Annotated in this window: 26 protein-coding genes and 2 tRNA genes; 26 read left to right on the top strand and 2 right to left on the bottom strand. The window is 47.1% G+C overall.

The features are described 5' to 3' along the window. Positions 1-14: 14 nt before the first annotated feature. Together ACKPBX_RS01425 and ACKPBX_RS01420 are read left to right on the top strand one after the other, a co-directional pair. Positions 15-524, top strand: coding sequence for a DJ-1/PfpI family protein (locus ACKPBX_RS01425; RefSeq protein ID WP_140185656.1), 510 nt, complete (start codon positions 15-17; stop codon positions 522-524). A 44-nt stretch (positions 525-568) separates the two neighbouring features. After that, positions 569-865, top strand: a complete 297-nt coding sequence (locus ACKPBX_RS01420; RefSeq protein ID WP_319995794.1) for a hypothetical protein — start codon at positions 569-571, stop codon at positions 863-865. Positions 866-969: 104 nt separating this feature from the next. Here ACKPBX_RS01420 and ACKPBX_RS01415 read toward each other — a convergent pair whose 3' ends face one another. After that, positions 970-1,860 carry a YitT family protein gene (locus ACKPBX_RS01415; RefSeq protein WP_319995793.1) on the bottom strand — a complete coding sequence of 297 codons (891 nt, stop codon included), beginning with the start codon at positions 1,858-1,860 and terminating at the stop codon, positions 970-972. Positions 1,861-2,028: 168 nt separating this feature from the next. On the opposite strand from ACKPBX_RS01415, the gene comGA reads away from it, so the two are divergent. From comGA to ACKPBX_RS01300, 23 genes are all read left to right on the top strand, one after another. Next, positions 2,029-3,072 carry a competence type IV pilus ATPase ComGA gene (gene comGA / locus ACKPBX_RS01410; protein WP_140185658.1) on the top strand — a complete coding sequence of 348 codons (1,044 nt, stop codon included), beginning with the start codon at positions 2,029-2,031 and terminating at the stop codon, positions 3,070-3,072. Then, positions 3,029-4,096, top strand: coding sequence for a competence type IV pilus assembly protein ComGB (comGB, locus tag ACKPBX_RS01405; protein ID WP_319995792.1), 1,068 nt, complete (start codon positions 3,029-3,031; stop codon positions 4,094-4,096). The genes comGA and comGB overlap by 44 nt, the downstream gene beginning before the upstream one ends. After that, on the top strand, positions 4,096-4,431 hold the full coding sequence (comGC, locus tag ACKPBX_RS01400) for a competence type IV pilus major pilin ComGC (RefSeq protein ID WP_086627778.1): 336 nt from the start codon (positions 4,096-4,098) through the stop codon (positions 4,429-4,431). The genes comGB and comGC overlap by 1 nt, the downstream gene beginning before the upstream one ends. Before the next feature lie 14 nt (positions 4,432-4,445). Next, on the top strand, positions 4,446-4,889 hold the full coding sequence (locus tag ACKPBX_RS01395) for a prepilin-type N-terminal cleavage/methylation domain-containing protein (RefSeq protein WP_119093693.1): 444 nt from the start codon (positions 4,446-4,448) through the stop codon (positions 4,887-4,889). Next, positions 4,864-5,205: a hypothetical protein gene (locus ACKPBX_RS01390; protein WP_119093692.1), complete on the top strand. Its 342-nt coding sequence runs from the start codon at positions 4,864-4,866 to the stop codon at positions 5,203-5,205. Before ACKPBX_RS01395 ends, ACKPBX_RS01390 begins: the two co-directional genes overlap by 26 nt. Then, complete coding sequence (comGF, locus tag ACKPBX_RS01385; protein WP_319995791.1) at positions 5,174-5,641, top strand: competence type IV pilus minor pilin ComGF; 468 nt, start codon at positions 5,174-5,176, stop codon at positions 5,639-5,641. The genes ACKPBX_RS01390 and comGF overlap by 32 nt, the downstream gene beginning before the upstream one ends. A 70-nt stretch (positions 5,642-5,711) precedes the next feature. Next, positions 5,712-5,993, top strand: a complete 282-nt coding sequence (locus tag ACKPBX_RS01380) for a hypothetical protein (protein WP_147413863.1) — start codon at positions 5,712-5,714, stop codon at positions 5,991-5,993. Positions 5,994-6,234: 241 nt separating this feature from the next. Continuing rightward, on the top strand, positions 6,235-7,296 hold the full coding sequence (locus ACKPBX_RS01375) for a M24 family metallopeptidase (protein ID WP_319995790.1): 1,062 nt from the start codon (positions 6,235-6,237) through the stop codon (positions 7,294-7,296). A 68-nt stretch (positions 7,297-7,364) separates the two neighbouring features. Next, positions 7,365-7,922 (top strand): elongation factor P, encoded by a 558-nt coding sequence (gene efp / locus ACKPBX_RS01370; RefSeq protein WP_086984689.1) that lies wholly within the window; start codon positions 7,365-7,367, stop codon positions 7,920-7,922. 26 nt (positions 7,923-7,948) lie between these two features. Continuing rightward, positions 7,949-8,374 (top strand): Asp23/Gls24 family envelope stress response protein, encoded by a 426-nt coding sequence (locus tag ACKPBX_RS01365; RefSeq protein ID WP_119093687.1) that lies wholly within the window; start codon positions 7,949-7,951, stop codon positions 8,372-8,374. After that, positions 8,371-8,826 carry a transcription antitermination factor NusB gene (nusB, locus tag ACKPBX_RS01360; protein ID WP_107995143.1) on the top strand — a complete coding sequence of 152 codons (456 nt, stop codon included), beginning with the start codon at positions 8,371-8,373 and terminating at the stop codon, positions 8,824-8,826. Before ACKPBX_RS01365 ends, nusB begins: the two co-directional genes overlap by 4 nt. A 126-nt stretch (positions 8,827-8,952) precedes the next feature. Next, positions 8,953-9,792 (top strand): bifunctional methylenetetrahydrofolate dehydrogenase/methenyltetrahydrofolate cyclohydrolase FolD, encoded by an 840-nt coding sequence (folD, locus tag ACKPBX_RS01355; protein WP_319995789.1) that lies wholly within the window; start codon positions 8,953-8,955, stop codon positions 9,790-9,792. Between the two features lie 16 nt (positions 9,793-9,808). Further along, positions 9,809-11,143: an exodeoxyribonuclease VII large subunit gene (xseA, locus tag ACKPBX_RS01350; protein WP_319995788.1), complete on the top strand. Its 1,335-nt coding sequence runs from the start codon at positions 9,809-9,811 to the stop codon at positions 11,141-11,143. Then, positions 11,143-11,388, top strand: coding sequence for an exodeoxyribonuclease VII small subunit (locus ACKPBX_RS01345; protein WP_086627792.1), 246 nt, complete (start codon positions 11,143-11,145; stop codon positions 11,386-11,388). Before xseA ends, ACKPBX_RS01345 begins: the two co-directional genes overlap by 1 nt. 5 nt (positions 11,389-11,393) lie before the next feature. Beyond that, positions 11,394-12,287, top strand: coding sequence for a polyprenyl synthetase family protein (locus ACKPBX_RS01340; RefSeq protein ID WP_319995787.1), 894 nt, complete (start codon positions 11,394-11,396; stop codon positions 12,285-12,287). Between the two features lie 12 nt (positions 12,288-12,299). After that, positions 12,300-13,142 carry a TlyA family RNA methyltransferase gene (locus ACKPBX_RS01335; RefSeq protein WP_119093683.1) on the top strand — a complete coding sequence of 281 codons (843 nt, stop codon included), beginning with the start codon at positions 12,300-12,302 and terminating at the stop codon, positions 13,140-13,142. A gap of 35 nt (positions 13,143-13,177) precedes the next feature. Further along, entirely contained in the window at positions 13,178-14,878 is a 1,701-nt protein-coding gene (gene recN / locus ACKPBX_RS01330) for a DNA repair protein RecN (RefSeq protein ID WP_319995786.1), read from the top strand. Between the two features lie 43 nt (positions 14,879-14,921). Then, positions 14,922-15,662, top strand: coding sequence for a glycerophosphodiester phosphodiesterase (locus ACKPBX_RS01325; RefSeq protein WP_086628183.1), 741 nt, complete (start codon positions 14,922-14,924; stop codon positions 15,660-15,662). Continuing rightward, on the top strand, positions 15,655-16,605 hold the full coding sequence (gene miaA, locus ACKPBX_RS01320) for a tRNA (adenosine(37)-N6)-dimethylallyltransferase MiaA (protein ID WP_319995785.1): 951 nt from the start codon (positions 15,655-15,657) through the stop codon (positions 16,603-16,605). Before ACKPBX_RS01325 ends, miaA begins: the two co-directional genes overlap by 8 nt. 38 nt (positions 16,606-16,643) lie before the next feature. Beyond that, positions 16,644-17,903, top strand: a complete 1,260-nt coding sequence (gene hflX / locus ACKPBX_RS01315; protein WP_086627796.1) for a GTPase HflX — start codon at positions 16,644-16,646, stop codon at positions 17,901-17,903. Beyond that, positions 17,887-19,143 (top strand): methionine gamma-lyase family protein, encoded by a 1,257-nt coding sequence (locus tag ACKPBX_RS01310; RefSeq protein WP_086627797.1) that lies wholly within the window; start codon positions 17,887-17,889, stop codon positions 19,141-19,143. The genes hflX and ACKPBX_RS01310 overlap by 17 nt, the downstream gene beginning before the upstream one ends. A gap of 175 nt (positions 19,144-19,318) precedes the next feature. Next, positions 19,319-19,392, top strand: a tRNA-Arg gene (locus tag ACKPBX_RS01305). Between the two features lie 246 nt (positions 19,393-19,638). Next, a tRNA-Arg gene (locus ACKPBX_RS01300) sits at positions 19,639-19,712 on the top strand. A gap of 85 nt (positions 19,713-19,797) precedes the next feature. On the opposite strand, the gene ACKPBX_RS01295 is transcribed toward ACKPBX_RS01300, so the two are convergent. Further along, positions 19,798-20,103, bottom strand: a complete 306-nt coding sequence (locus tag ACKPBX_RS01295; RefSeq protein ID WP_147413862.1) for a hypothetical protein — start codon at positions 20,101-20,103, stop codon at positions 19,798-19,800. A gap of 235 nt (positions 20,104-20,338) precedes the next feature. Between ACKPBX_RS01295 and ACKPBX_RS01290 the strand changes: the two genes are divergently transcribed. Beyond that, positions 20,339-20,677, top strand: coding sequence for a DUF2187 domain-containing protein (locus ACKPBX_RS01290; RefSeq protein ID WP_086628185.1), 339 nt, complete (start codon positions 20,339-20,341; stop codon positions 20,675-20,677). Positions 20,678-20,937: the final 260 nt, after the last annotated feature.

The raw sequence follows: 20,937 nt of genomic DNA, 5'->3' as shown, positions 1-20,937 counted from the left end.
GGGGGAACAGCGGTATGGCAAAAATAATATTTGTGATTGCACCTGAAGATTTCCGCGACGAAGAATTATTCATGACCCAGGAAGAAATTGCAAAATGCGGACATGAAATGTGGATCGCCAGCCACAAGACCGGGACCTGCATGGGTGTGCATGGCGGAATCGCGCAGTCGGATCTCTTGGTTGAGGATGTCGATACGACCAGTTTTGATGGAGTGGTGTTTGTTGGAGGAACGGGCAGCCGCGTTTTCTTCGACGATCCGCATGCGTGGATGTTGGCGCAGGCAATGAATGGGCAAGGCAAAATGGTTGCTGCAATCTGCATCGCACCGGTCATCTTAGCGAACGCGGGTTTACTTAAGAAGAAAAATGCAACTGTTTTCGAATCTGAGATTGCAGCTATCGAAGCCAAAGGCGCAGTTTACTCTGAGTCCGATGTGACAGTGGATGGCAACCTCATCACTGCTAGCGGTCCGGATCAAGCAAAACAGTTTGGGTTGGAAATCTGCAAGTTTTTGGCTGGTTAAAGCGGAAACACGGCTGGTGGTGAGGAACTGGAGGCGGCAGGAATATGGAAGAACTGAAAGCCAGAATCGATTCGTTGAAGGAACAGGATCCCATCAAAATGCAGGATCTGGAAAGGAAGTACGGATTGCTGAAGTTCGAGCTGCTGGAAGCGAAGAAAGCAGTCGAACTGCAGGAAATCACCTTTGCAGATGTGAAAGGCGAATGGATCAAAGACAATTCGGAAGAAAACCTCGCCGTTATGCGCGAGGAGGAACAGAACCTGAAGATTGCCAAATTGAACTACAGCGCCGCAGTGGAGAAGATGGACATCATGAAAACCGTCGTTTTCCTGCTTTCCTGACAGGGTGAAAACAGTAAGATAAAGAAGCATCCATAACCAAAAAAGAACGGCTAGGACTATTTCAAATGTCCTTGCCGTTCTTTTTTGGTTATGGAGTTTAGCGATCATTCCGACTGTTCGTCGATGAAGTCGTTGATTTTTTGTTGGTAGTGCTCATCAGAAATCAAATAAGAGAATCCCTCGCCGATGACGCTTTGGGCTTCGCTGATTGTGAAGAAAGCCTTCGGATCGATGGCTGTCACAATCCGGTTGAGCGGCATCAATTGCTGTCTGTTGACGACAATCAAAATCACCTTCTTCTGGCTTTTGGAGTAATAGCCTTCGCCTTCCAAAAAGGTCATTCCGCGACCGATTTTTTTATCGATTGCCTCAGCGATTTCCTGATACCGCTCCGAGATGATCAGAACTTGTTTCTTCGGATTGAACCCTTCCAGGATGAAATCCAGCACTTTCGTTTGCACATAGAGATGCACGACAGTCAAAACGACATTCTCCAGCCCGATCACGAAGATGGAAGGTCCAACGACGAATAGGTCCAATACGACCAGTGCGACACTGGTACTCCAGCCGAGATATTTATTAATAATCAAGGCGATGATATCAGTACCGGCCGTCGAACCGCCTGCCTGCATCACGAGACCCAAGCCTGTGCCAACCAAAAATCCGGAGCAAAGCGGCGCTAGAATGATTGTTTCCATCGGATAGCGCCAAGCCGCCGTCAGATAAAGAAACACCGACATCAACAGCGTGGCCAAAAGCGTCAGCCTCATGGTCGATTTTTCCAAAAAGCGGAACCCGATGACCAGAATGATGGCGTTCAAAACGAAACTCGTTATGGCTACCGGAACATTCATGGTATAGAAGGCCAACAAACTAATGCCGGTGACGCCGCCTTCACCAAGATGGTTCGCAACGGAAAACATATTGATGCCCACCGCGAACAGAAATGTTCCGATCGCAATCAGAAGAATCGAACCAACAACGTTCTTTTTCAAAAAAGTTCACCTCCCTAATATTGAGTGATCCCGCTTGTTTTTCGCGTGTGGGACCGCTATTTATGCCAATATAACATATTTTCAACTAAGTTTCTCGTCGGAGAAAGAGCGGATGCGAGGATTTTGCAGAAGCTATAAGTGACGGCAAAATAGAAATGAGGTGATGATATGGAAGAAAAAGCAGAGAGCCTATTGGCCGATGCGATGCGGCTGGGTGTTTCCGACATCCATCTGCTCCCTTATGAAGACCACTACGAACTCTTTTTCCGCGTGAGTACCGGCTTGTCGAAAGTATCGGTGTATACAATCGAAAAGGGTGAACGACTGATTTCTTATTTTAAATTCCTTTCGAACATGAATGTGGGCGAAAGGCGGAAACCCCAATCCGGTGCTGTCAGGTACCGGCTGAACGGCAAAAAAATAGAACTGAGACTGTCCACCATCGCAAATTTCCGCTACCAAGAGTCGCTTGTCATCCGCATGCTGTACGTAAATCCGGGTTCTGAGCCGGGTTTGCACGCATTTTTCCCGGCCCAGGAGGCGGAGTTGCTCGAACTGTTGGACCATAAGAGCGGGCTGGTGCTGTTTTCCGGACCTACCGGTTCCGGGAAAACAACCACCATCTATCATTTGTTGCGCAGGAAATACGCCGATGAACCGCTGCAGATCATTACGATGGAGGATCCAGTCGAAATTGAGGAGCCGCTGTTTCTGCAGGCCGAAGTGAACGAAGCTGCGGGCATCACGTACGATCTGCTGATCCGCCAGTGTCTCCGCCACCATCCGGACATCCTCGTCATAGGCGAAATCCGGGATGAAGAAACGGCCAAAATGGTAGTGAGAAGCGCATTGACCGGACACTTGGTGATCGCAACGATCCATGCCAAAGAGTCGTTCGGGGTATTGGAAAGGCTGCGGGAACTGGCTATTTCTTCCGAACAAATGAATCAGACGCTGCTCGCTGTCGTCTCCCAACGTCTGATTGCAAAATATTGTCCGTTGTGCTCCGGTAAGTGCACGATTCACTGTTCCCACTATCAGGTAAACGAAAAGTCGGCTGCCATCTACGAAATATTGGCAGGCAAGGAACTGCAGAATCATCTGCAGAACAAGGAGGACGGAAAGCGGTTTGTCACTCTGAATGATAAATTGCGAAAAGCCTATGCATGTGGATACATTACGGAGAAGAATTACCTGGAGAATCTCGTCTGAAAAACGTTGGCAGGCAAAAGAGCAGGCATATTTTCTGAGGCGCTTGGGTGAATTGCTGAAGGAAGGTTTTTCGTTGTCCGACGGGCTCGCTTTTCTGAAGATGATGCAGCCGAAGCGAGTGGACGATATCCAGCGCATGCTGGCCAAACTGGAAACAGGCATCAATCTTGCTGATGCATTGGCAGGATGCGGCTTTTCGGAGCAAGTCGTATCGCAGCTGCGGCTATCCTTCCTTCACGGGAAATTGACGGAAACTTTGCTGTTTTGTTCAGACTTCCTGACGGAAAAGGACAAACAGCTGCATAAGCTCAGAAAAGTCTTGATCTACCCGTTATTTTTGCTGGTCTTCGCGAATGTTATGCTGATCGCGATCAGGCAGGTCCTGCTGCCCAGTTTGGAAACGATGCTGGTGCCCTCGGAAGAAGGTTCCGGCCTGATGATCCGAATCATCCTGAATTACCTGGAAAACCTGCCGCTCATCATTTTGGGCACTATGGCATTAGGAGCCGGTGTGTTCCTGTTGTCAAAAAGTTATTTGAAAAAGAAGTCAGCTTTCCAAAAGTCGTTGCTGTTCTGCAGGGTTCCGCTCTTCAGCAAATGGGTCCAACTCTACTACTCCTTTTTCTTCTGCCGGGAATATGCCTATTTCTTCCGCAATGGCATGCAGTTGAACCAAATCGTTTCGCTGATGCGCGGCGATGAAGGGACTGCCTGGATGAAGGAAATATCCGGATTGGTTGAGGAAGGGCTGATGCAAGGCGATAGCCTGACGACAATCATCAAGCGTTACCCCATCTTCAAAGAGGAGATGGGATGGATCATCTATCACGGCGAGCTCACCAGCCAGTTGCCGATCAAGTTGAGCATGTACAGCGAAGAATGTTTCCGACTGCTGATTGCGGACATCGAACAGAAAATCGGTTGGCTGCAGCCTGTCCTGTTTCTCATGGTCGCTGTCATCGTGATGGCAATCTATCTTATATTATTGATGCCAATGCTTAGTTCATTAGGAGGTATGTATTAATGAAAACGATCAAAAAAACACTAAAAAACAAACAAGGTTTCACACTTATGGAAATGGTCCTGGTCCTGTTCATCATCTCGGTGCTGATGCTGATGATCATCCCGAATGTGGCGAACACCAAGAAAAGCGTTGAGACCAAAGGGACGGATGCTTTGGCGGTCGTCGTGCAGACCCAGGCCAACATGTACGAACTCGATACAGGTACTGAAGCGGCGAGTTTCACTGTCCTGAATACGGCGGGGTACCTCAGTGACAAACAGGTGACTGAAGCGACCGCCAAACTGACGATAACCGCCGGCGAAGTTGAACCGATTGAAGTTGTTGTCACGCCTTGATGATGAGCTGACCGATGCGCAAGAGCGGATTCACTTTGTTCGAAAGCCTATTGGTGCTGTTGATCGCAGCTATGATTTTGCTGCTGACCCCGCAATTGGAAACCGCAACGGATGAATTCGCGTTCAATCTGTTTTTGGACGATTTCCTGACGGAACTGCACACGGCGCAGAGTTACGCGGTCATCACCGGTAACGGCGTCAATATGGATGTCGTACGGCCAATCGGGGCAACGCATTACGCTGATTTCAAAGACAGTGCCGGATCGGACCGCTACATCAACCGCAAGCTGCTGTTGCCTGAAGGATCAAGAGTGATCCAAGGCTACACCGGATTTATCAAAGGGGGCAGCGGTTATCTGCAGCCGAACACTATCATCATGGAAACAGCTCGTTATCGCTATACCATCACAATCCAATTGGGGAGCGGTCGTTATGAAGTCAACAAAGCTAAACGATAGCAGCGGTTATATGCTTTTCGAAAGTCTTATCGCTTTGGCCATGGTCAGCATCTCCCTTTACGTGCTGATTCCGCATTCCGTTCAATTTTTCACGACTTTGAAAGCGGCAGGTGAGGAAGTTGCCTGTTGGCGGGTTGCGCAGGACCAGATGCAAGTCATCGCCAAGGAAGGCAGCCCGACCGGAAGTCAGGCTTCCGGAAGGATGCTGTTCATCACTACTTGGAATCCGGAAACCGCACAGTTGATTGTGAACGGTTGTGATGGTACAGAAAGGGTGAAGGTGCATGCTGAGGAAATCCAAGCGGAAGCCCCGTAAACAATCGCAAGCCGGATTCACTTTGTTGGAAGCGGCATTTGCACTGGTTGTCAATACGATGGTGCTCCTGCTGATGATGGGAGGCATGGAAGTGATCCGCACTGTGAATATCCAGATGGAGAAGACCCAGGATGCGGAATGGCATCTTTTCCTGATCCAACTCGAGCATGAATTGGAGGATGAGTTGCTGGTTCAAAAGACCAGTACGACCATCCGCACCAAATCGAAAAATCCGGCCGATCCGGCTGTGTATACCTATGAATTCCGGATCAATAAAGTCCTGCGTTACAAAAACGGGGTCGGCTATCATCCGATGCTGATGCATGTCAAAGCACTGAACTACGAGGTGACCAATGAGGGGATTTCTATCCAGGCTACGCTTTCGGACAACCAGATGCGCAGAGCGCATCTCATCCTGCCGAAGGCACCCGTTTGAAGGTGATCGTTCTCAGAGAACTGCTGGCTCCATCCTGCCGATCACCATTTTCTACCTGTTCCTTTCACAAATGATGCTTTTCGGAATAATAAGGGTTTATGAGAATCAGCTCTATCTGTACAGATTGACGGAAAACCATTACAAAGCGCAAACTTTGCTGGCCTATACAGACTACTGGCTAAAGAATAATAATGAAGCATCGACTCCGGAAAGTCGGATCGTTCCAGCTGTCTTGTCTTTCGAAGAAGGAGTCGTGCACTGCATTGCGGATGCGACCGGCAAAGTAACTGCCACCGTGACCCTGCAAAATGACTACAGCGAAACGGTGGTGTTGGAATTCCTGTCTCCGTAGTGACAAGCAGGAAATGTTGTGCTTTAAATCGGTGCACGAGGCCTATATTATAGCGAGACGCACAAACAAGCTGACTTGTTTGTGCGTTTTTTGTATGCCCGCTGTTTTGGAAAGTGTTGTGGATGTAAGCTGTCGTCTGCAAGTCGGATATTCCCTCTATCTATGCGGGCTATTTTTTGATATAATGGATAGGTATGTTTGTAAACAAACAGGCTATTTTTTTTGGAAGGAAGTATGTGAAATGAGTAGAGTCTCAAAATTGCAGGCTGCCATCAAAGCGAAGAAGATGGATGCAATGCTGGTGACAAGTCAATATAACTTACGTTATGTTTCCAATTTTACGGGTACGACCGGTTTGGCGGTCATCACTCAAGAGGAAGCTTTTTTTGTGACCGACTTCCGTTATACCCAGCAAGCTGCATCACAGGCGCAGGGTTTTCAGATTATTCAGAATAAAGGACCGATATTCGATGAAGTGAAAAAGATCGTGGAGGAAAAGGGCCTCTCATCACTAGGTTTCGAAGACGCCATCATGTCTTTCCGTAGTGTTGAGGATCTGGAGGACATGGTGACGTGCGATCTGATTCCTGCTTCAGGCATCATCGAGGAATTGCGGGAAGTCAAAGACGAAGCAGAAATTCAGACTATCAGACGGGCTTGTGAAATTACGGATGCCGGATTTGTGTTCATCCTTGACCACATCCGTCCGGGGGTTTCGGAAATAGAGATCGCCAACCGCCTGGATTTCCACATGCGCGAATTGGGAGCGAGTGGCGTTTCTTTCGAAACGATTGTCGCCAGCGGCATCCGTTCCGCTATGCCGCATGGTGTGGCCAGTCCGAAGTTGATCGAAAAAGGCGACTTCGTGACACTGGATTTCGGTTGCTATTACAATGGCTATGTTTCGGATATGACCCGCACAGTTTCAGTGGGGCAACCGCATGCAGAATTGAAGAAGGTTTACGAGATTGTTCTGGCTGCCCAATTGCGTGTGAATGCAACGGCAAAAGCGGGTATGACCGGCATCGAAGTCGACAGTGTCGCACGCGATTACATTACGGAACAAGGGTACGGAGATGCGTTCGGCCACTCCAACGGACATGGAATCGGTTTGGAGATACATGAGGGACCGAATACATCGCAAAAAGCCGGAAAAGTGCTTGTGCCAGGCAATGTCATCACGAATGAACCGGGAATCTATCTCGCCGGTCTTGGCGGTGTCCGGATTGAAGACGATCTTGTGATCCGCGATAACGGCAACGAGATTTTGACACATTCTCCAAAAGAATTGTTTATTTTGTAAAAAAATAGAATCCAAACCAAAATAATGGTAAACTTATTTCAAATGAGTTGCCACAGGAGGAATTATTAATGATTTCAGTAAATGATTTTAAGACAGGCCTGACGATCGAAATTGATGGAGGGTTATGGAAAGTTGTCGATTTCCAACACGTAAAGCCAGGTAAAGGTGCGGCTTTCGTCCGTTCAAAATTGAAGAATCTTCGCACAGGAGCTGTGCAGGAAAAAACTTTCCGTGCGGGTGAAAAAGTCGGGAAAGCGCATATCGCGAACCGCAAAATGCAATTTCTGTACGAGAGTGCCGGTGCTTATGTCTTCATGGACACAGAAAACTATGAACAGATCGAATTGAATGCAAGCCAAATCGAATATGAATTGAACTATCTGAAAGAAAACATGGAAGTCAACATCCTGATGTACGAAACAGAAACAATCGGTGTCGATCTTCCGAACACAGTAATCCTGCGAGTGGAAGAAACTGAGCCAGGCATCAAGGGAGATACAGCTTCAGGCGGTTCAAAACCTGCTAAAATGGAGACTGGATTGATGGTCAACGTACCATTCTTCGTGAATGCGGATGATATGCTTATCGTCAACACAACAGACGGTTCTTACGTATCCCGCGCATAATGTTTCCCAAGAAAGGAGAATGACAGATGATGGAAGAAACAAACATTCCTTTAGCAAACGGTCCGGCTCCGCTGGGAGAGATTGAAATTGCTCCTGAAGTGATTGAAGTGATCGCGGGAATTGCAGCGAATGAAGTAGAAGGTGTTTATGCGATGCAAGGGTCTTTCAAGACTGGCGTCAATGAATTATTGGGACGCACTGCCCATAACAAAGGTGTACATTTGACAGTCGACGAAAATGGTTTGGCGGTTGATGTGTACTGTTACATCAAGTACGGGACTTCAGTACCGAAAGTCGCTTTGGATATGCAAGAAAAAGTGAAGGAGCAAGTCCTTTACATGAGCAATCTAGAAGTTTCACAAGTGAACGTCCATGTGGTTGGCCTTGTCGCACCGAAGTCCGAAGACAATGCCTATCTTGATTTGGATACAGAATTGGGGGAGAATGCGTGAGCACTTCCCATTTAACCAGAAGAGAAATCCGTGAAAAGGCGCTCCAAGCCCTTTTTCAATTGAAAACGAACGAAGAATTGACCCCTGAAGAAGCCATCAAGCAAGCGGTTTTGAGCGATTCAGAGGAGTGGAACAGCGAAGAGGATGTCGAAATCCAGGATTATCCTTATTTGGTCACATTAGTGCATGGTGTGTTGGATAATCAAGCGGCGATCGATGAAGCGATCCAACCTTACCTGAAGAACTGGACTGTGGGCAGATTGGCCAAAGCAGATGCTTTGATCATGCAGATTGCTGCTTATGAAATGCTGTTGGGAGATACGGAACAAGTACCTCAAAGGGTAGCGTTGAATGAAGCAATCGAGATTTCAAAGCTTTATTGCGATGAACAATCGAGCAAATTCATCAATGGCGTATTGTCCAACCTCATTCCTAAAACGGAAAATCCTTAATGCTTCGGCATAAGGGTTTTTCTTTTTTTGTCGATGAATTCGGGCATGCCAAGCCCGCTTTTCTAACCGTAATCAAAGATAATATGTTAAAATAAACGGTAACACCAAGGAAAAGGAGATTGATTAATGGAAACGATTATCATGGATGGAAAAGGCTTAGCAAAAAAAATGCAGGATCAGATGAAAGAACAGGTAGCAGCATTGACAGCAGAAGGGAAAACCCCGGGTCTTTGCGTCATTTTGGTCGGCGAAGATAAAGCAAGCCAAGTCTATGTCCGCAATAAAGAGAAGCAATCCGAAGCAATGGGTATGAATTCACGTGTCGTTCGTCTTGCAGCAGACATTTCCGAAACAGATCTCCTGGCAGAAGTTGAAAAACAGAACCAAGATGACAGCATGCACGGCATTTTGGTTCAGCTGCCCTTGCCGAAACACATAGATGAACAAAAAGTTTTGCGCGCCATCCGTTACGAGAAGGATGTGGATGGTTTCCATCCGATGAACGTCGGCAACTTCTTCCTGGGCAATGAATCAGCTTTGCCATGCACACCGTACGGCATCATGAAAATTTTGGAAGAATACAACATCGAACTTGAAGGTAAAAAAGCATTAGTGATCGGCCGCAGCAATATCGTCGGCAAACCGATGTCCATCATGCTTATGAACGAAAATGCGACAGTCACGATTGCCCATTCACGCACTAAAAACCTGAAAGAATTGGCTAAAGAAGCCGACATCCTGGTTGCAGCGATCGGCAGAGGCCATTTCGTCACTGCTGATTTCATCAAAGAGGGCGCAGTCGTAATCGACGTAGGGATGAACCGCAGTGCAGAAGGTAAATTGATCGGCGACGTGGACACGGCCGCTGCAATGGGCATCGCAAGCCATATCACGCCAGTTCCAGGCGGTGTCGGTCCGATGACCATCACGATGCTGTTGCAACAAACAATCGATAAAGGAAAATAATCAAGGAGGCACAAAGTTGGAACCTGTCTATCTCAGCGTCACCGCTCTAACCAAATACATCAAAAGAAAATTTGATGCCGATCCTTATCTCGAACGTGTCTACCTTACTGGTGAAATATCCAATTATCGTCCGCGTCCGGGCCATCAATACTTCAGTCTGAAGGATGACCATGCCGTCATCTCGGCAGTGATGTACAAAGGCAGATTCGACAAGTTGACCTTCAAGCCCAAGGAAGGGATGAAGGTCATGCTCATCGGACGGGTGAATGTCTACGAATCGGGCGGAACCTACAATATCATGGTCGAGCATATGGAACCGGATGGGGTCGGTGCTTTGTACCAAGCGTTTTCGGAACTGAAGGAAAAATTAACGCGCGAAGGGTTATTTTCCCTGCCGAAGAAAAAGCTCCCAGTATTTCCGAAACGCATCGCCATAGTCACCAGTTCAAGCGGTGCCGTCATCCGGGACATCATGACGACTGTGAAAAGAAGATACCCGATCGTCCAGCTCGTGCTCTATCCGACCATTGTGCAAGGAAAGGATTCAGCTGCCAACATCATAAAGAATCTGAAAGCAATTGAGCAAAAAGGTGATTTTGATGTGGTCATCGTCGCAAGAGGTGGCGGCTCCATTGAGGATCTTTGGTCCTTCAATGAGGAAACAGTCGTCCGCCAAATAGCGGCCATGAGTGTCCCGGTCATCTCTTCCGTAGGGCATGAAACGGATACGACGTTGGCCGACTTTGTTGCGGATGTCCGCGCCGCTACTCCAACAGCAGCGGCGGAGTTGTCTGTGCCTGTGTTGAGCGATGTCATCCGTTATATCCATCAGATCGACAACAGACTCTATCAAAAGATGCGGCATCTGCACACGATACAAAAACAGCGATTGAATCGCGCCATGCAATCCTATATCTTCAGACAACCGGAGAGGATGTATGAAGGCTATGCCATCAAAGCGGATCAGGCACAACAACGCCTGGCAAATCAGATGCAGCAGCAGATCCAACTGCGGTCAAATGAGCTGCAAAGGCTGCAATTGCGCCTTGAAAACCGCAATCCTGCAAGGGAAGTGCAGCTGGCCGGCAATCGCAGACAACAGCTCGCCGATGAGCTGCAAAGGGCCATGGGTCGCTATTTGAAACAAAAGGAAATGCACCTGACATCGGCTATGCAATCGTTGGACTTGTTGAGTCCGTTGAAGATCATGTCGCGCGGGTACACTTATACGACAAGGAACGGGGACGTAGTCGCCTCCGTCAAAGAGTTGCACAGCGGCGATAAATTGAAGGTGAATTTTTCGGATGGTTATGCCGAAGCAGAAGTAAAACATGTGGTGGAGGAAAAATGATGAAGGCCGAAAAGAAAGTAAGTTTTGAAGAAGCGATGAACCAATTAGAAGCTATTGTAACAAGACTGGAAGCAGGGGATGTTCCATTGGAAGAGGCATTGGAGCAATTCAAGGTCGGGATGGATCTCAGCAAGTATTGCCAAGATACTTTGAACAATGCTGAAAAAACGCTGACGAAAATCATCAACCCGGATGGCTCGGAAGCGAATTTTGAAGAGCTGGCAACCCAACCCGAAGGAGAATGACAAGCATGAATCTTAGCGAATTTAAATCGGAATGGATTCCTCGATTCGATGCTTTCCTCTACTCGGAGTTGGATGCACGTGTGCCTTCGCAAGAAAATCTGCACAAAGCGATGGCGTATTCTTTAATGGGGGGCGGAAAAAGAATTCGCCCTCTTTTAGTGTTGGCGACCATTTCGTTGGCAAACAGTGAAATTTCGGAGGGCTTCGCAGCTGCAGCCGCTTTGGAATATATCCATACTTATTCCTTAATCCATGATGATCTGCCTGCTATGGATGATGATGATTACAGACGGGGGCGCTTAACTTCCCATAAAGTATTCGGAGAATCCACCGCCATCCTTGCAGGGGACGCGTTGCTGACTGCTGCTTTCGAAATCCTTGCGGAATCCTCTGTCATTTCGGCAGACAAAAAAATCAAACTGATCGGCTTATTAGCGAAAGCCTCGGGTCCGAACGGAATGATCGCCGGACAGATGGATGATGTAGAGGGTGAAAAGAAGGCGCTGACACTAGAAGAGTTGAAGCACGTGCACGATAACAAGACCGGCGCATTGATAAGATACGCTGTCACTGCGGGATGTCTCATCGCGGATGCGGATGAACCGTTCATAACCGAGATGGAAAGATTCTCCAGACACTTGGGTTTGGCTTACCAGATCCACAATGATCTAAAGGATGTCGTGTTGGATGAGGCCGAGACGGGCAAAACCATCCATCATGATGCCGCATTGAACAAAAATACATACCCATCGTTATTGGGTGTCACCGGATCCATCCACCAACTGAACGGCGTGATCCGCCAAGCGGAAGACTGCCTGGACCGAGTGGCACTTTCCAATGGCGATGCGGAAGATAAAATAGATGTATTCCGCCAATTATTGGACTATGTCAGAATATAACGGGAGATTACCATGGAAAAAGAAAGATTGGATTTACTTGTAGTACAACAGGGCTTGACAGATTCCCGTGAAAAAGCTAAAAGATTGATCATGGCTGGGCAAATCTATGACGAAAACAACCAGCGTTACGACAAACCAGGCGAAAAGATTTCCGTTGAGAAAACCCTCCATATAAAAGGAGAAACATTGAAATACGTGAGCCGTGGCGGATTGAAACTTGAGAAAGCCATCGCTTTATTCCAAGTGGACCCCAAGGACAAAATCTTTTTGGATATCGGCAGTTCAACGGGTGGCTTTACGGATGTCGCGCTGCAAAATGGGGCGAAGCTTTGTTATGCGTTGGATGTTGGCTACAATCAATTGGATTGGAAATTGCGCCAGGATGAACGCGTCGAGGTCATGGAGCGGGTGAATTTCCGTTACAGCAAGCTGGAGGATTTTGAAAAAGGGCAGCCGGAGATGGCTTCCATTGACGTATCCTTCATTTCACTGAAACTGATTTTGCCGGTTCTGAAAGAAATCATCGCAGTCGGTGGAGACGTCGTTGCGCTGATCAAACCGCAGTTCGAAGCCGGAAGAGGGAAGATCGGCAAAAAAGGCATTGTCAGTGATCCAGCAGTCCATAATGAAGTGTTGAAGGATATTTTGGATTTTGCTTCCCTGACCGGATTCGATGTGAAAAATCTGAGCTTCTCTCCTATCACTGGTGGAACCGGAAACATCGAATTTTTGGTTCATTTACAGGCCAATGAGCATGCGCCAGGTATCGTCTCTCCAGAAATCGACAGCCCGCAGATTGTCAAAGAGGCTTATCTGCAGCTAAAAAGCAAATCAATCTCAATTTCCGATAAATAGGCGTTTTAAGGAACTGTTGCGAAGGGGAATGCGGAATGTTACAAGAGTTGTCCATTAAAAATTTTGCAATAATTGAAAATCTTCAAGTGAGTTTCGACGAGGGTATGACTGTGCTGACTGGGGAAACCGGAGCAGGGAAATCCATCATCATCGATGCCGTCGGTCTGTTGGCAGGCGGAAGAGGATCCAACGATTTGATTCGATACGGCGAAAACAAGACGGTCATCCAAGGGCTTTTCAGTATTCCCGAAAACGCCAAGACAGTGTCCGTGTTGGAATCGTATGGAATAGAAGCGGATGGGAACCAAGTTCTGCTGCAACGGGAACTTTCCCGGAACGGTAAGAACATTTCCCGCGTCAACGGCACAATCGTAACGGTTGCGACTCTGCGCGAAGTCGGCGAAACGCTGATCGATATCCACGGACAGAACGAGCATCAAGAATTGATGGATCCACAAAAACATATTGACCTGCTGGATCAGTTCGCCGGGAATGAACTGAGAGAAGTCAAAATGACATATCTCAATACTTATTCCAAATATGTGGATACACGTAAGCAATTGATCCAATTGAAGACAGACGAGAAAGAAACAGTCCAAAGAATCGACTTGTTGACTTTCCAAATCAAGGAAATCGAGCAAGCGCAGTTGAAAGATCCTGAAGAGGATGAAAAACTGGAAGAAGAACGGAACCTGCTCGTCAATTATCAAAAAGTCATGCAAGCTTTAACGAGTGCGTACGATTCAATGCAGAACAGCGAAGAGAACGGCATCGACAAAATCGGTCTCGGCATGGCGGCGTTGGAAAAAGTGCAGGACATCAATCCGGTCTATCAGGCAATCGCATCCTCGGTATCGGCAGCGTATTACCAACTGCAGGAATGCGCCGGGGACATCCTGTCAGAGATCGAGCAATTGTCCTACGATGAAGGGCGCTTGAACGAAATCGAGAACCGATTGGAATTGATCCGCCAGTTGAAGCGGAAATACGGAAACACAATCAGTGAAGTGCTGGGGCATTACGAAAAGATATCCCAAGAGCTGGATCTGATCGAAAACCGGGAAAGCTACCTTGAGAAACTCAATGTGGACTACAATAAAGCAAAAGAAGAGATTTTGGCTATCGGCAAACAACTGACAGCCATCCGCGGAAAAGCCGCAGTCGTTCTGGAAGAACAGATCCAACTGCAGTTAAAGGAACTTTACATGGAAAAGGTCCTTTTCAAGACTGTTTTCCATGTACAACCTGGGAAGCTTGCGATTACGGATAACGGGTTGGACCACGTGGAATTCTATATCGCTACGAACGTCGGCGAACCCCTGAAAGCATTGGCCAAGGTGGCCAGCGGCGGCGAACTCTCACGGATGATGTTGGCCATGAAGGCTATCTTTACCAAAACGCAAGGCATCACCAGCATCATCTTTGATGAGGTTGATACAGGTGTTTCGGGCAGGGTAGCGCAAGCGATAGCCAATAAGATCCACTTGGTGGCCAGTTACTCGCAGGTGCTCTGCATCACGCATCTTCCGCAGGTGGCAGCGATGGCGGATCAGCATCTCTATATAGAAAAAGAGATCATTGCCGATCGGACAAAGACGCATGTCAAACCGCTGTTCGGGCCTGAACGCATCAACGAAGTCGCACGCATGTTGGCGGGTACCGATATCACGGAGCTCTCATTGGCCCACGCAAAAGAATTGCTGCAGTTGGCCGATACCGAAAAAAACAAAGCTTGAATTAAAAACTGCGCAGAGGAGCAGACCGGAAGGATTGGGGAGATTGGCATACACTAAAATCATCGCGCATAGGGGCAGTCGTGGAACCCGACCAGAAAATACGCTTGAGTCTTTTCAGGAAGCGCTGAAAGTTGCAAGCGACGGCATTGAATTGGACGTCCATCTGACTAAAGATGGTGAAGTCGTGGTCATCCATGATGAGACCGTGGACCGCACGACATCCGGAAAAGGCTATGTAAAAGAGATGACGCTGGAACAATTGAAAAAATTGGATGCCGGCAGCTGGTTCGATCCGAAATACAGCAACGCCCGCATCCCGACGCTCCAAGAGGTGTTGACCCTTTTGGCTGAGAATCATTTTTCAGGCGTCCTTAATGTTGAATTGAAGACGGATGTGTTTCAATATCCCGCAATCGAAGAAAAGGTGCTTGCTTTGGCAGAGCCTTATCTTGCCCAATTTTCGGTCATCTACTCCAGTTTCCATTATGAGACCTTGAAAAAAATCAAGGCGTTGCGCCAAGACTCGAAAATTGCCCTACTTTTCAGCAAGAAAGGCAAGCAACAAATGGAGCTGGGTGAAGGCATCACTGTAGAGGGTTGGCATCCGAAATTCTCGATTCTGCGCAGTCTGCCCCCTTTCGAACAATCCAAGATCCCGCTACGCGTTTGGACGGTGAATCGAAAGGTCGAAATGCAAGTCTGTCTGCGCAAAAATATCGATTCGATGATCACGGATTATCCGGAACGCGCACTGCAGATGAGAAAGGTGATTCAGGGTGTCTGAAACAACAAAAAGAAAATTATCTAAAATCATGGTCATTGTCGGCCCTACAGCAGTCGGAAAAACCGCACTTAGCATCCGACTGGCAAAAAAATACAACGGCGAAATCATCAACGGAGATTCCATGCAGGTATACAAAGGCTTGGACATCGGGACCGCGAAGGTGACCGAGGAAGAAGCAGAAGGCATCCCGCATCATCTGTTGGATATCGTTCCGATTGAGCAGGATTACACTGCGTCCGACTTCAAAAGGGACGCAAGACTAGCCATCGAGGCGATCATCGCAAGAGGCAAGCTTCCGATTGTGGTCGGAGGTTCGGGCCTTTATATAGAAGGACTTTTGTTTGATATGCAGTTCGGCGGTGTGGCTGCCGAAGATCTTCACTACCGGAAACAATTGGAAGCTGAATTGGAACGGACCGATGCCATGCATGTATGGAAGCAATTGCAGGGGCAGGATCCCAAAGCGGCTGAACAGATCCACCCGAACAACAGCAGAAGGGTCATCCGCGCTTTGGAAGTGATCCATTTCAGCGGGAAACGCTTCTCGGGTCAGGCCGATCGGGAAGCAGAGCCTCATTATGATGCACTCTTGATCGGTCTTGACACCGATCGAAGCGTTCTTTACGAGCGCATCAACCGGCGCGTTGATCTGATGGTTGCAGGCGGACTGGTTGAAGAAGCAAAAGCCCTCTTTGACAGGCAATTGCCTGCCAAGACGCAAGCGACGAGAGGCATCGGATACAAAGAATGGTTCGCTTATTTCAATGGTGAGGTCACATTTGAAGAGGCCACAGAAATGCTGAAGCAAAATTCAAGGCGCTATGCCAAGAGGCAGTTGACCTGGTTCCGGAACAGAATGAGCGGCATCCATTGGTTTGATCTGGTTCAGAACGATCAAGAGATGCAGAAAATCGAAGATTCAGTCGACTCGTTCTTAGCCTAATAGATGAGTATGAACGAAAAAAGAAAGTTGGAAATTTTATGGAAAATACGAAAGAAAAAGTTATTTTGGTGAATGTTCAGACGAATCAAACAGATGAAGCCTTTGAATACCAACTGAGAGAACTGGCGGAATTGACCGAAACCGCGTTAGGGGAAGTTGTCGGCGTATTGACCCAAAAGAGGGATCGCAAAGATTCCCGCACAGTCATCGGCAAAGGCAAAGTGGAAGAACTGGTGAATTTGTGTGCAGAGCTGGAGGCGGATACCGTCATTTTCCAGCAAGAACTTTCTTCTAAACAGGTACGCAACATCCAAGAGACCGTCGACTGCAAAGTCATCGATCGCGTGCAACTGATATTGGACATCTTTGCGATGCGCGCCCGTAGTAAAGAAGGGAAACTTCAGGTAGCCTTAGCGCAGTTGAGCTATCTCTTGCCGCGTTTGATGGGCCAAGGCATCAATTTATCCCGGTTGGGTGGTGGAATCGGAACAAGAGGACCAGGTGAGACAAAACTCGAGACCGATCGCAGACACATCCACAGCCAAATGCAGGAAATCAAGAAGACATTGGAAGAAACAGAGTTGCACCGCCAAAGGGCAAGAGAAAAACGTCATGCCAGCGAAGTCTTCCAGATCGGTTTGATCGGTTACACGAATGCAGGGAAATCGACGGTCATCAATCGTTTGACTGACGCAGCAACGTTGGAAGAGGACAAGCTGTTCGCGACTCTGGATCCTTTGACAAGAAAACTGACGTTGCCGAATCAATTCCAGGCTACCATAACCGATACCGTAGGCTTTATCCAGGATCTTCCGACACAGTTGATCCATGCTTTCCATTCAACATTGGAAGAGAGCCGCAACATGGATGTATTTTTGCACGTGGTCGATGCATCAACTTCTTTCATCGATGAACATGAAAAAACCGTATTGGATCTATTGAAGGATTTGGATATGGATAAGACGCCTATGTTGACGATCTATAACAAACGGGATCTTGCCGGTCCGGATTTCCAGCCGCGTCTCTTTCCGAATATCGTCATTTCAGCACTAGATGATGACGACATCAACCGATTGAAGGACTTCCTCTGGGATGAAATCGCAAAAATGTTGGTTCCTTATACAAAAGACCTTGATGCTAGCGGCCCTGAAGCCCGCACGATGAACAAAATGCAGCAAGAGACCTTTGTGGAATCCATCGAATATATAGAAGAAACAAACGCATACCGCTTAAGAGGGTACGCTAAAAGCAATTCAAAATGGTTAGGGGACAAAGCAACGGATGCAAGCGACGAATAAAGAAGCAAGGCTGGCCGGGTTAGTCGAAAAAGTCGACAATAAAATCCAGCCCGTTTTTAAAGGGATACAGGAAAAGGCTTTATTTAATCAAGGCAAGGTGCTTGAAGCTTTCCGGAAGCACCGCGTCAGCGATTACCACTTTAACCCAAGCACAGGCTATGGCTATGATGACGACGGCCGCGATACGCTGGAAAAAGTCTATGCAGAGGTTTTTCAGGCTGAAGCAGCTTTGGTCAGGCCGCAAATCATTTCCGGAACACATGCTATCTCGACTGCGCTCTTCGGAGTGCTACGGCCCGGGGATGAATTGATGTACGTGACCGGAACGCCATACGATACCCTTTTGGATATTGTCGGTCTGACCGGTAATGGGATCGGCTCTTTAAAAGAATACAATATCGCTTATCAACATATCGATCTGTGTGCAGACGGCAAAGTTGATGTTCCGACGGTTCTTGAGAGGGTCAGTCCCAAAACAAAAATGATTGCGATTCAACGCTCCCGCGGTTATGCTGCCAGACCCTCCTTTACGATAAATGAAATAAAAGAGATGATTGCGGCGATCCGGCCGCATGTGGGGCCAGAAGCCGTCTTTTTTGTCGACAATTGCTATGGAGAATTTGTCGAAACGCTGGAGCCGATCGAAGTTGGAGCCGATTTGATTGCCGGCTCTCTCATCAAAAACCCGGGTGGCGGCATCGTAAAAATGGGCGGTTACCTCGCCGGCAGGGAAGACCTGATCGAACGGTGCGCATACCGGTTGACGACTCCAGGGATCGGGCGTGAAGCAGGAGCCTCCCTATATAGCCTTCTGGAAATGTACCAAGGGTTGTTCTTGGCGCCCCATGTTGTCGGTGAAGCGGTGAAGGGTGCTGTCTTTACAGCTGGACTCTTGGAAGAGTGCGGTGTACTATCCACCCCTGCTTGGGACAGCCCGCGGACTGATCTGATCCAAATGGTCGCGTTGCCGAGCAAGGAAGCTATGATCGCTTTTGCTCAGACGATCCAGAAATATTCCCCCGTGAACGCAGCTGTCAAACCGATTCCGGCTTACATGCCCGGTTACGAGGATGATGTCATCATGGCAGCCGGAACCTTCATTCAGGGTGCAAGCTTGGAATTGACGGCAGATGGTCCGATACGACCGCCTTATTTGCTTTACGTGCAGGGCGGACTGACCTATGAGCATGTCAAATTGGCTGTAACAGCAGCAGTGAAGGATACGTTCTTCGCACAATAATTTGTGGCTCCGGGCTGAACAGCACGCAGATTCAGCCCGGAAATCACACTTTTGGAACTAAGTAACTCCAAAAAATGTCAACCAGCAAGACCTTCCCACGAAAAAGTGTTGACTTTAAGCTGGTTTCCGCCTATACTATTAAATGTTGTGAGTCATTCAGACGGATCAAAATTTTGTCTCAATAGCTCAGCCGGATAGAGCATTCGCCTTCTAAGCGAACGGTCGGGAGTTCGAATCTCTCTTGAGACGTCATATCTGTTTTCAGAATCGGTTGCATTCGTGAAGAAGCGGATGCAACGTTTTTTTCTCAGGACGGCCTTGTGGGTCGGTCTATAGATGGAAAGCACGATATAAATGTCCTTTTATTGCGAGGGTAAAACATTTTTTGAAAAAAAGCCAAAATCATGGTGACAATTTAAACGGTTTGCTGTATAATCATTTCTTGTGACACCGGTTTGAAACGGATCAAAACTTGTCTTTCCGAATATTAATTCTGTCTCAATAGCTCAGCCGGATAGAGCATTCGCCTTCTAAGCGAACGGTCGGGAGTTCGAATCTCTCTTGAGACGTATCTAACAAATAAGAAGCCTGCTGCAAGGATTTGATCCTCGCAGCAGGCTTTTTCTGTGACAATGATTCTAAAGTTTCGTGAAATCAATCCAGGTATTCAAAGACATTTTTTCCTGTCTCGTCGAAAACAACTTCATGCGAGTCGCTGTTATCGATTTTCTTTAATGGGAAATTGGTACGGTAGATGCTCTGATCAGGGAACTGCTCCAAATAAATGACGAAATTTTTCGGATAAAAACTTACCATTTTCGTGAATACATGATCCTGATCGATGATGACGGTCTTCACTTCCGTCATGTTCTTCACCCAGTAAGTATCCACATTGAAATACTCACCTGGATGAACCGTGTATTCATATTTCAGTATCGTAATAAGGTCATTCAACATCATAAATTCCTCCTAAACAGAATGTTAAACTCTTCACATCCCCATTATACCTCATTGCAAACAGATAATTAATACATTTTTAAAATGAAATTGCGGGCACAAGTCAATAATTTGAAAGTTATATGTCGATGTTAAAGGCAATAAGTGGAAATTTAGGCTAAACTATGAAAAGTGTGGTATACTAATACTTGTAAGTCTGTTGCAGTTCCTGGTTCTTAAAAGTGAGGCGATAATGGAAATGGTACGAAATATTACTAACGAAACGAAAACCATGATTGAGAGCGAATTACGTAAAGGTACGAGCAACTCACGTATTGCGAATCTGCTTGGTGTGTCGTATGAGCAGGCTTTGGAGGTCGTTGATGCCATCAAGGAATCTATACGTCCTGAAATCGGTGATGAAATAAAATTTACCTTCCGCAAGCAGGAAATGGTAGGGGTAATCCGGAAATTATTGACAAATAGCGCCGTTGTAGAAATTTATTGGGATTTATCTTCCGGAACGATGAAGGATATTTGTGAGGATAAAACGATTGTGAATTTCAAAGACATTGAAGAGTTTGTTAAAGTTGATTAATACATATATATGGAAAGAAGCGGCGCTCATCGTCGCTTCTTTTTGTCGCAGAAGTCCGATCCAAGCAGGCTGTTTATCCAACTGTTTTACGTAACCGTTTTATAATTAGTCGGCAATCAATGAATCTTGCAGCACCAGAAGATTTTAGAGAAAATTATTATCGAAATGCTTGACAGGTTGTATAAAATTTTATATAGTTTGAAAGTCGAAAGGTTTGAACATCAAACTATTTTGACCTTCAAACTAATGTGGATTGATTG

The organism is Trichococcus shcherbakoviae, from assembly GCF_963666195.1.
Lineage (GTDB): Bacteria > Bacillota > Bacilli > Lactobacillales > Aerococcaceae > Trichococcus > Trichococcus shcherbakoviae.
The sequence above is the reverse complement of the archived record's forward strand: the minus strand, read 5'-3'. Positions and strand labels throughout refer to the sequence as shown.